Source organism: Armatimonadota bacterium (assembly GCA_031081675.1).
GTDB classification, from domain to species: Bacteria; Sysuimicrobiota; Sysuimicrobiia; order Sysuimicrobiales; family Kaftiobacteriaceae; genus Calidihabitans; species Calidihabitans tengchongensis.
In genome coordinates this window covers 24,417-34,849 of sequence record JAVHLZ010000025.1, presented here as the reverse complement: position 1 = coordinate 34,849, position 10,433 = coordinate 24,417, and the positions used below count along the sequence as shown (strand labels likewise).

Annotated in this window: 8 protein-coding genes; all 8 read left to right on the top strand. The window is 72.9% G+C overall.

Annotated features, from left to right (window positions below; translation table 11 throughout):
- Positions 1 to 156: 156 nt before the first annotated feature.
- The 8 genes from nagZ (at position 157) to RB150_09410 (ending at position 10,350) form a co-directional block, all read left to right on the top strand.
- Positions 157 to 1,671, top strand: coding sequence for a beta-N-acetylhexosaminidase (gene nagZ, locus RB150_09445; GenBank protein ID MDQ7820760.1), 1,515 nt, complete (start codon positions 157 to 159; stop codon positions 1,669 to 1,671).
- A gap of 78 nt (positions 1,672 to 1,749) precedes the next feature.
- Positions 1,750 to 2,997, top strand: coding sequence for a sugar ABC transporter substrate-binding protein (locus tag RB150_09440; protein ID MDQ7820759.1), 1,248 nt, complete (start codon positions 1,750 to 1,752; stop codon positions 2,995 to 2,997).
- Entirely contained in the window at positions 2,979 to 5,168 is a 2,190-nt protein-coding gene (locus RB150_09435; GenBank protein MDQ7820758.1) for a beta-N-acetylhexosaminidase, read from the top strand. The genes RB150_09440 and RB150_09435 overlap by 19 nt, the downstream gene beginning before the upstream one ends.
- Positions 5,165 to 6,046, top strand: coding sequence for a sugar ABC transporter permease (locus tag RB150_09430; protein ID MDQ7820757.1), 882 nt, complete (start codon positions 5,165 to 5,167; stop codon positions 6,044 to 6,046). The genes RB150_09435 and RB150_09430 overlap by 4 nt, the downstream gene beginning before the upstream one ends.
- Positions 6,043 to 6,888 carry a carbohydrate ABC transporter permease gene (locus RB150_09425; GenBank protein MDQ7820756.1) on the top strand — a complete coding sequence of 282 codons (846 nt, stop codon included), beginning with the start codon at positions 6,043 to 6,045 and terminating at the stop codon, positions 6,886 to 6,888. Before RB150_09430 ends, RB150_09425 begins: the two co-directional genes overlap by 4 nt.
- Positions 6,889 to 6,896: 8 nt before the next feature.
- On the top strand, positions 6,897 to 8,318 hold the full coding sequence (locus RB150_09420; GenBank protein ID MDQ7820755.1) for a DUF4127 family protein: 1,422 nt from the start codon (positions 6,897 to 6,899) through the stop codon (positions 8,316 to 8,318).
- Complete coding sequence (locus tag RB150_09415) at positions 8,315 to 9,682, top strand: FAD-dependent oxidoreductase (GenBank protein MDQ7820754.1); 1,368 nt, start codon at positions 8,315 to 8,317, stop codon at positions 9,680 to 9,682. Before RB150_09420 ends, RB150_09415 begins: the two co-directional genes overlap by 4 nt.
- The gene (locus RB150_09410) at positions 9,679 to 10,350 is read left to right on the top strand and encodes a hypothetical protein (GenBank protein ID MDQ7820753.1); all 672 of its coding nucleotides are present in this window, start codon (positions 9,679 to 9,681) and stop codon (positions 10,348 to 10,350) included. The genes RB150_09415 and RB150_09410 overlap by 4 nt, the downstream gene beginning before the upstream one ends.
- Positions 10,351 to 10,433 lie beyond the last annotated feature (83 nt).

Below are 10,433 nucleotides of genomic sequence, written 5' to 3'. Positions count from 1 at the left end.
GGGGTCTGTCCCCGGTGGAGTCTGTCCCCACCAGGGACACATCGGGGTCTGTCCCCGCTGGGGTCTGTCCCCCGTGGGGTCTGTCCCCACCAGGGACAGACCCCGGGGGAGCGGACAGGAGCCGGCCCCCGGGCGCCGAAAGCGCGGTCGGAGCGTATGACCTCTCTCGCCGACGACGTCGGGCAGCACGTCATCGTGGACTTTTCCGGACCGGAGATCACCTCCGGTCTGGAGAGGCTAGTCCGGGAGGGCCGGATCGGCGGCGTCATCCTGTTCGACAAGAACGTGCGTTCCCCCGATCAGGTGCGCGCCCTGACCGCGGACCTGCAATCCATGGCGGCCTCCGCCGGCCTGCCGCCTCTGCTGGTCACCGTCGATCAGGAGGGGGGTGCCGTCAACCGGCTGCGCGAGGGTGTGACTGTCTTTCCCTCTCCGATGGCCATTGCCGCCACCGGGCGCGCGGAGGATGCCGGCGCGGCTGGCCTGATCACCGCGCGGGAACTGCGGGCTGTGGGTGTGACCGTCAACCACGCGCCGGTCCTGGACGTCAACGCCATGCCGGCAAACCCCATCATCGGCGCGCGCGCGTTCGGGGATGATCCCGAGCAGGTGGCCCTGCTGGGGACGGCCTACGCCACCGCCGCCTCCGGCGAAGGCGTGCTGGTGACCCCCAAGCACTTTCCCGGTCACGGCGCCACCGCGGACGACTCGCACCTGAGCCTGCCGGTCATCCGCAAGGACCGCGCGGCGCTGGAACGCGAGGACCTGGTGCCGTTCGCTCGCGTGCTGCAGGCGGGTGCGTCCGCCGTGATGGTGGGCCACCTGCTGGTGCCCGCCCTGGACCCGGAGTTTCCGGCCAGTCTGTCCGGCGCCGTCATCGGGGGCGTGCTGCGCGGCGAGCTGGGCTGGGATGGCTTGGTGATTACCGACTCGCTGGCCATGAAGGCTCTGGACCGCTGGTCGCGGGGCGAGGCCGCGGTGGCCGCCGTGCGCGCGGGGGTGGACCTGCTCCTGGCCTGCGGGTCCGAGGCCGAGCAGTGGGACACCCTGCGGGCCCTGCGGCAGGCCGCCGCCGACGGACGCCTGGACCCGCAGATGCTGCGGATGACGGCCCGGCGCATCCGGGCCGTGAAGGACCGGATCCCTGCGCGCGCCGACGCGGCCCCCGTCGGCCTGCCCGCCCACCGGCAGATCGCCCAGGCGATCGCCGACCGGGCTGTGACGATGGTCCGCTGCGCGCGCGGGCTGGTGCCGATCTCTTCCGGCCGGGTGGCGGTTGTGGACCTGGCATCCCCCCTGGACCCGGTCGCGTCGTCTCTGGCGGACGCGCTGCGGGCTGTCGGCCTGCGGGCCGAGCTGCACCCGGCTGCGGCCTTTGAGGCCGTCTCCGGCGTCGTGGTGGCCGTCACGTCGGGCCGCGGGATTCACCCCGCCGCAGAGGTGGCCGGTCTGGCGGATCGCGTGGGCGAGCGGCTGGTGGTGGTCGGTCTGGGCGCCCCGTATGAGCTGATGGCGTTTCCCCGGGTGTCGACCTACCTGGCGGCCTACGGTCCCGACCCCGCCAGCCTGACCGCCGTGGCCCGCGTCCTGGCGGGTCAGGTGCGTCCCACCGGACGCCTGCCCGTGGCCCTCCCGGGCCTGTACCCTCGGGGACACCGGGCGGAACTGTAGGCCGATGGCGGGTCCATCCCGCCGCGCGGCAGAGCAGGGAGGGTCACCTCAGGGCAAGAAACCGAGGGGTGGCCGGTCATGAGGATTCCGCCACGCGCCGTGCTGCTGGTTGTCACCCTCGCCCTGCTTACCGCGACCGGGTGGGCCGGCCCCCGCGTGCCCCTGGAATTCTGGACCATCTCCCTGCAGCCGTTCTTCACCGACTACGTCACCGGCCTCGTCCGCGCGTATGAGGCCGCCCATCCGGGCGTGGAGATCCGCTGGGTGGACGTGCAGATCCAGGCCATCGAGCAGAAGTTGCTGGCGGCCGTCGCCGGCGGGGTTGCCCCGGACGTGGTCAACCTCAACATGGAGTTTGCGGCCCGGCTCGCCGCCCGCGGCGCCCTGGTGGACATGGACGGCGCGGTCCCGGCGCAGGAGCGGGAGAAGTACTTTGACGGCCTGTGGGCCAGCACGCGGGTGCGGGGGCGGTCGTACGGCATCCCCTGGTACATCGCGCCCCCGGTCCTGATCTACAACGTGGACCTGTTCCGCCGGGCCGGCCTGGACCCCCTGGAGCCCCCGGGTACCGAGGGCGAGATGGTGGCGGCGGCGATCCGCATCAAGGACCGCACCGGGGTGTACGGGTTCATGCCTCTGGTGGACGGCACGCGCCTGATCCACCGCTTCCTGGAAAACGGCCTGCCCGTGTTGAGCCCCGACGGGCGGCGGGCGGTGTTCAACTCGCCGGCCCACGTGGCCTACCTGCAGCAGTACGTGCGGCTGTTCCGGGAGGACTACTTCCCCGACGACACCCTGCGCCGGGGCTTTCTGGGCGCGGTGGAGCGCTACAGCGCCGGCCAGCTGGGGATGCTGGTGGTGGGGCCGCAGTTCCTCGAGCGGGTGAAGGTGAGCAACCCGGACGTGTACGCCCGGACCTTCGTCGGCCCCTACCCGGTGGGCAAGGCGCGGATCATCCACAGCGGCCTGATGGTGCTGGCCGTGCCCCGGGCCAGCCGCCACGCCGGAGAGGCGGTCCGGTTTGCCCTGTACGTGACCAACGACGACAACCAGCTGGCCTTCAGCCGGCTGGTGGTGGTCTTCCCCTCCACCCGCCGGGCGGCCGCCGATCCCTTCTTCCGTCAGAAAGGCCCCGGCCCCGAGTGGAAGGCCCGGGCCGTGGCCGCCGACCAGCTGCGCTACGCCCGGGACCTCACCCTGGTGATCCCCAATCAGGGCGAGCTGTACAAGATCTTCCGCGAGGCCGTCGAGAGCGCGTTCTTCGGCCGGATGTCGCCCAGGGACGCGCTGGACTGGGCCGTGCGCGAGTGGAACGCGCGTCTGTAGTCCTTCCCGTTGCGCTGCTGATTCTGCTGCTGGCGGTGTCCGTGACCGCGGGGCCGGTCACCCCCGACGCCTTCGTCCCGCCGGCCGCGGGCGATGTGTGGCCCGCCCCCCGCCAGGTGCGGTGGGGGCGCGGGCAGCTCGCGCTGACGGCCGGCACCCCGATCGTGGTCGGCGAGGAGGCCGCCGCCGAGGACCTGTTCGCCGCCCGGGAGCTGAACGAGGAGCTACAGGCCCGATTCGGGCTCACCCTGCCCGTCGTGCGCGCCTTCCAGGCGCGTTGGCCGGCTCCCGTCATCGCCATCGGCGAGCCCTGGCTGAACCCGGCGTCGGCCCGGCTGCTGCTGGCGTCGGGGCTGGTGGTGACACCCGACTCGCCCGGCCCCCAAGGCTACGTGCTGCACGCAGGCCCCCGCGGTGTGGTGGTGGCCGGATCGGACCGGAGGGGGACGTTCTACGGCGTGCAGACGCTCCGCCAGCTGCTGCGGCGCAGTGGGGACGGCATCGCCGTGCCGGCGGTCACCATCCGGGATTGGCCGGCCCACCGGGTGCGGGCGGTGCACATCCTGCTGGACGCGGCCAGCGAGGAGATTCACGGTGCTCTGGTGGACCGCATCCTGGCGCCGTTCAAGTTCACCACCATCGTGGCCGAAGCCCACCACGTCCAGTGGGACAGCGGGCGGCCGCTGTGGTCCCCCGACCCCCGCGGCGCCTCCAAGGCCCAGGTCCGGGCGCTGCTGGAGGCGGCGCGGCAGCACCACATGGACGTCATCCCTCTGGTAGCCACCCTGGGCCACAGCGAGTGGGTGTTTGCGGGGCTGCGCGACCCCGCGGTATGTCGGCAGATCGCCTACCTGCCCCCGCCCCTGGAAGGATCGCGGCCGCAGCTGACCTGCGACCGGGTGCGGGGAGTCTACCCGTCGGTGTACGACCCCCGCCGCCCGCTGACCGCCGACGCCTCCGCCACCATCGTGGAGGCGCTGGTCCTGCCCGTGCTGGAGGAGGCGGTGGACCTGTTCCGGCCGGTGATGCTGCACATCGGCCACGACGAGGTGCGAGGCCCCGGCGGCGCGACCATGGACCTGGGCCTGTATCTGCGGGACATCTCCGCCCTGGACGCCTTCCTGCGCCAGCGCGGCGTGCGGACCATGGTGTGGGGCGACGTGCTGTACGAGCGCCGCGCCGAGGCGGTCGCCCTGGAGGCCTACCGGGCGCTGCCCCGGGACCTGGTGGTGGTGCCCTGGAAGTATGAGGACGCGGCGGCGTATCCCGAGGTGGAGCACTTCCGCCGGGAAGGCTTTCCCGTGATGGGAGCGACCTGGTACCGCCTGCGCAACACGGTGGAGTTCAGCCGGGCCGCGTACGCTGCGGGCGCCCTGGGGATGATCCGGACCACCTGGACGGGGCAGTTCCAGAACCGGGCCAGCCTCACCCGGGCTTACCGGCAGCTGTATACCTACCTCACGGCGGCCAACTACTTCTGGAACCCCTTTGCCCCGGACCCGGCCACCGTCCAGGACGCGGAGCTGGCCCGCCGGTTTGCCGACGCCTGGGCGCCCCGGCCCCTCCCGGCTTCCATCCCCGGCCGTCCGGTGGACCTCTCCCGGGCGGCCACCCGCCGCCACGTGGACGACGACGGGACCGGATGGCTGGGCAAGGGGCCGGAGTTTGACCTGCGGGCGCTGGCCCCCGGCCGCCAGCGGCTGGCGGGGGTGCTGTTCGACATCCTGGACCCCCGGCGCGGTCCCAGCGTGGTGATGCTGCGGGGCGAGCGCGACGTGGCCGCAGACCTGCCGGCCCGGGTGACCGTCCCGGTGGGGGCGCCGGCCGCCTGCCTGGCCGTCCTCCATGCGACCCTGGACAGCGCGCCGTTCGGGGAGGTGGTGGGCGCGTACACCGTCCACCGGGTGGGCGCGGAGCCGGCGGACATCCCCCTGCGGTATGGCCGGGAGATCTCCAGCTGGCTGGTGGACCCCGAGCGAGGAGTGGCCTCCATCGAACAGCAGGTGGCCTGGACCGGACGCACCCGGGCCGGGGTGGAGGTCAACCTGCAGGTCCTGTGGTGGCGCAATCCGGACCCCGCGAAGGTGGTGCGCGCGGTGACGTTCGCCTCCGCCGGTGGCCGGGCCAGCCCGGCGGTGTTCGCACTGACCGCCCTGGAGGGCTGTCCGTGAGCGCCCGCGCCCGGCAGACGGTCGTCGCGTATCTGTTCCTGCTGCCGGCGCTGGCGCTGCTGGGGATCTTCACCGTGTACCCGGTCCTGGTGGGCACGGTTCTCAGCCTCTTTGACTACGACGTCCTCTCCCCGCCCCGCTACGTGGGGCTGCGCCAGTTCCAGCGCCTGCTGGCCGACCGCTACTTCTGGACCGCCCTGGCCAACTCGGCCCGCTACGTGCTGGTGGTGCCGGTCATCCAGTTGTGCAGCCTGGTGCTGGCGGTGGCGGTCAACCGGCCGCTGCGGGGCATTCGGGCGTTCCGGGCCGCCTACTACATTCCGGTGATCACGTCCTGGCCTGTGGCCGGCATCGTGTGGACGTGGATGTACGACCAGCAGGGCGTGGTCAACTTCGTCCTGCGGGCGCTGGGGGTGCTGGACCGTCCCTTCTCCTGGCTGACCCATCCCACCCTGGCGCTGTACGCCGTCATGTTCGTCACCCTGTGGAAGGGCCTGGGGTGGTACATGGTGATCTACCTGGCCGGCCTGCAGGCGGTCCCGCCCGAGTATGAGGAGGCGGCCCACCTGGACGGGGCGTCCCGCAGCCAGGTGTTCTGGCGCATCACGGTGCCTCTGCTGCGGCCCTACCTGTTGCTGGGCTGCTTGCTGTCCACCATGGCGGCGGTGAAGGTCTTCGAGGAGATCTACGTGATGACCCGGGGCGGTCCGTTCTACAGCACGTACACCATGTTCATGTACATCTTCGACACCGCCTTCGAGGAGCTGGACATGGGCTACGCGGCGGCCCTGGCCCTGGTCCTGGCCGCGGTGCTGCTGGCCTTCTCGGCGGTCAACGTCCGCCTGTTCCGCCACGGCGGGCTGGAGGGATACGAGTGACGTCCTCCGCACCGCGCCGCCGGCCGGGCCGCCTGGGGGGCGCCCTGCTGTGGTACGCGGGGCTGACGGCGGTGGCGGTGCTCACCGTCTTTCCGCTGGCGTGGACGCTGCTGGTGTCCCTCAAGCCGACCGGGCCGGTCTTCGCCTTCCCGCCTGACCTGGGGCCCTGGCCGCTCACCGGGGCGCACTACCGGGGCGTGTGGGAGACCCTGCCGCTGCCCCGGTACACCCTGAACACGGTGCTGATCGCCGGGCTGGGGGTGGGGCTGACGCTGGTGGTATGCTCTCTGGCCGCCTACCCTCTGGCCCGCATGCGCTTCCCCGGGCGCACGGCCATCTTCTACGCCATCCTGGCGATGCTGATGCTGCCCGAGCACGTGGGGCTCATCGTCAACTTCCTCACGATGATGAAACTGCATCTGGTGGACACCTACGCGGCGGTGTACCTGCCCAGCGTGGCCAGCATCGTGGGCATCTTCCTCATCCGCCAGGCCTACCTGATGGTGCCCCGGGAGCTGGAGGACGCCGCCCGCATCGACGGCGCCGGAGAGCTGACCATCTGGTGGCGCATCATGCTGCCGCTGGCGGCGCCGGCGCTGGCCACCCTGGCCATCTTCCAGTTCGTGGCGTTCTGGAACAGTTTCCTGTGGCCCATCATCGTCCTGAAAACTCCCGACAAGTACCCGCTGGCGGCCGGCCTGCTGTACCTGCGGGGGGTGTTCGCCCACAACACCCGCTACATCGCCGCCGGCACCGTCCTGGCCAGCGTCCCGGTGATCGTCCTGTTCCTGTTCACCCAGCGGTACTTCATGCGCGGGCTGACCCTGGGGGCGATCCGGTGAGGCGTCCGGTGCTGGTCCTGGTACCCCTGGACGACCGGCCGGTGACGGCGGACCTGCCGGCCGAGCTGGCCCGGGCGGCGGGCGCGCGGGTGCGGGTACCGCCCCGCGGCCTGCTGGGCGGCCGCCGCCGGCCCGCCGATGTGCGCGGCGTGTGGGCCTGGCTGGAGAGGTGGGCCGCCGGGGCGGACGCCGCGGTGGTCTCGGTGGAGATGCTGTGCTGTGGCGGGCTGGTGGCATCCCGCCAGACCCAGTCCCCCTGGCGGGACGTGGAGCCGTGGCTGGCGCGGCTGGCGGACCTGGCGGCACGGGTGCCCACCTACGCATTCAGCGTCATCCCCCGCAGTCCCGCGCAGCCCACCGAGGAGGACGCGGCGTACTGGACATCGGGCGACGCCGCCTCTGCGCACCGCCATCGCCAGCTGTTCCGGACCCTTCACGCCCGCCTGATCGAGGCCGCCGGCCGGGGAGTGTGGCGGTACCTGCTGGTGGGTCAGGACGATGCCGCCCCCGGCAGTCCCGCCGCCGCCGACCGGGACGCCCTGCAGGCTCTGGCGGACGCCCGGGCGCCGTCCCGGGCGCTGGTGACCACCGGAGCCGACGAGCTGGCGGCGCGGCTTGTGGCCCGCTGGCTGGTGGATCTCACCCGGACCCCTCTCGCGGTGAAGACCCTCTACACGTTTCCCGCCCACGCCGGCCGCATCCCTCGCTACGAGGCCGCACCGCTGGACCGGACGGTGGCCGAGCACGTGGCCAGCGTCGGGGGCCGGCGGGCGAAGCGGGACGCCGACCTGCTGCTGTGGGTCCACAACTTCGAGGACCGTCAAAGAGAGGCCCGCGACCAGGGCGGGGACCTGCCGGCGGAGTCGCTGGAGCGGGCCCTGGCGGACGTCCGGGACGCCGTCCGCCGGCAGCAGGTGGTCGCGGTGGCCGACGTGCGGTTCGCCAACGGCGCGGACCGGGCGCTGGTGGCCCGGCTGCTCCGGGAGCCGTCGCTGGCCGGGGTGGCGGCGTATGCCGGATGGAACACCTGCTCCAACGCCCTGGGCTCGGCCCTGGCCCAGGCGGTGGTCGTCGCACTCGCGCGCCGGGGAGCGCTGGACGGCGATGAGGCGGCCGCCCGCCGGCTCCTGGCCGCCCGGCTGCTGGACGACTGGGCCTACCAGGCCGATGTGAGAGTCCGCCTGGCCGCCGCGCTCCGGCGGCGGGGAGGAGATCCCGGCGGGCTGGGGAGCCACCGGGCGTGGTGCGAGGAGCAGGCCCACAGGATGCTGTCAGAGAGGGCCGACGCTCTGGCTCCGGTGTTCCCGCAGGCGCGGGTGGTGGTGCGGCGGGTGGCTTTTCCCTGGGACAGGCTGTTTGAGGTCCGCATTGACGTCGCCGTGATCCCCGGGGAGGCGGCGGCCCGGCGCGCCGGCCGGAGGCAGGCATGAGCGTGTCCTACGATGTGGTCGTGATCGGTGGCGGCCCGGCGGGGACGGTGGCGGCGGTAGCCGCGGCGCGCAACGGCGCCAACGTCGCGCTCATCGAGCGCTACGGGGTCCTGGGCGGGTCGCTGACGGCAGCCCTGGTGGCGCCCATGATGGGATTCCACGCCGGAGACCTCCAGGTGGTGCGCGGGATCCCTCAGGAGATCGTGGACCGCCTGGTGGCCCTGGGGGCGTCGCCGGGACACGTCCCCGATCCCATCGACTTCTGCTACACGGTGACCCCCTTTGACTACGAGGGCCTCAAGCGCGTGCTCCTCGAGATGGTGGTGGGCTCGGGCGTGGACCTGTGGCTGCACGCCGTGCTGGTGGACGCGCAGGCGCAGGGGGGCCGGATCCGGCAGGCGCGGGTGTGGCACAAGGGAGGCACGGACGTCCTGGAGGCGGCGGTGTGGGTGGACGCCTCCGGCGATGGCGACCTGAGCGCGGCCGCGGGCGCGCCGTTCGAGGTCGGCCGGCCCCAGGACGGACGGCCCCAGCCCATGACCCTGATGCTGGTTCTGGGCGGCGTGGACTGGGAGGCCGTCATGGCCCACCTGGCCGGCCACGACGAGGACCTGCAGCACGGGCAGGGTGTGCACGAGCGCATCGATCCCCGGTGGCTGCGCTCGCTACGGGTGCGCGGGTTTGCGGGGTTCCGGGGCCTGGTGGCCCAGGCGCGGGAGCGGGGCGAGTGGAACATTCCCCGGGACCGGCTGCTGGTCTTCGAGGGGGTGCGCCCGGGGGAAGCGGTGGTGAACACCACGCGGGTGGTGGACCGCATCGCCGTGCGCGGCCGCGACCTCATGGCGGCGGAGGTGGAAGGGCGCGCCCAGGCCATCCAGGTGGTGGAGTTCCTGCGCCGGCGGATCCCGGGATTTGCCGGCGCCTACCTGCAGCAGACCCCGGCGCAGATCGGGGTGCGGGAGAGCCGCCGGGTGCTGGGCGATTACGTGCTGACGGCCGAGGACATCCTGTCCGGGCGGAAGTTCGCCGACGCGGTGGCCTGCGGCGGCTACCCCATCGACCTGCACGATCCGGCGTCCCTGCGGCTGGTGGCGAAGCGCCTGCCGCCCGGTGACTACTACTCCATCCCGTACCGCTGCCTGCTGCCCCGGAACCTGGACAACGCGCTGACCGCGGGCCGCTGCATCTCCGCCACCCACGAGGCGTTCGCCGCCTTCCGGGTGTCCGCCATCGCCATGGCCGTGGGCCAGGCCGCGGGGATGGCGGCGGCCCTGGCGGCGGCCGCGGGAATCCCTCCCCGGCGGGTGGATCCTGCCGCCCTGCGCCGGGCCCTGCAGGAGCAGGGGGCGTTTCTGCCGCCGTGATCCCTGACCGCCGCCCTCTGCTGATCGTCAGCCTGCCCCGCAACGACGGCGCGCTGGCGGAGGCGGCGCGGGACGCCGGCGCGGACGCCCTGAAGGTGCACGTCAACGTGCGCCACCTGGCATCAGGCCATGCGTTCGGGACGCTGGCGGAGGAACGGCCGCGGCTGGAGCGAGTGCTGGCCCTGGGCCTGCCGACGGGGCTGGTGCCCGGCGAGGAGGTGATGGTCTCGTCTGAGGAGATGCCGGTGATCCGGGCGATGGGCTTTGCGTTCCTGGACGTGTTTGTCACGCATCTGGCGCCGCACCTGTACGAAGCCGGTCTCCCCGTGGTGCCGGCGCTCCCTCACTCGGCCGCGGAGGGCTATCTGGCATCTGCCCGGGACGCACCAGGGGCGTGGGTCGAGGCGGCGGTGATCCCTCCCGAAGGGTATGGCCGGCCGCCGGCCGACTCCGACTTCGAGACGCTGAGGCGGGTGGGGAAGGTCACCGGCAAGAGGCTCATCGTGCCCGCCCAGCGGCGCATCGCCCCGGAGGACGTGGGGCGGTATTGCGAGATCCCCCAGGTGTGGGCGCTGATGATCGGGGCCGTGGTGACCGGCACCGACCCGACCTCCCTCGCTGCGGCCACCGCAGCCTTCCGCCGCGCCCTGGACCGGCTCGCCCGGTGACTGTCCCCGCGCCACCGTGGGGACAGTCCCCAGGCCTGGCGAGGGGACAGTCCCCGTCGCTGGATGGGGACAGTCCCCCGCGC